General features: G+C 52.7%; 1 rRNA gene. It reads right to left on the bottom strand.

The annotated features are described in order from the left end of the window. A 16S ribosomal RNA gene (locus ACTHSL_RS14390) occupies nucleotides 1-224 on the bottom strand; the annotation flags it as partial.

The raw sequence follows: 224 nt of genomic DNA, 5'->3' as shown, positions 1-224 counted from the left end.
TAACGCTTGCACCCTACGTATTACCGCGGCTGCTGGCACGTAGTTAGCCGGTGCTTATTCTTCAGGTACCGTCATTAGCAAGGGATATTAGCCCTCACCGTTTCTTCCCTGACAAAAGAGCTTTACAACCCGAAGGCCTTCTTCACTCACGCGGCATTGCTGGATCAGGCTTGCGCCCATTGTCCAAAATTCCCCACTGCTGCCACCCGTAGGCTGTCTCTTAT

This window comes from Neisseria sp. P0008.S010, from assembly GCF_051962715.1.
Classification (GTDB): domain Bacteria; phylum Pseudomonadota; class Gammaproteobacteria; order Burkholderiales; family Neisseriaceae; genus Neisseria; species Neisseria elongata.
This window is presented reverse-complemented; position numbering and strand designations above follow the sequence as displayed.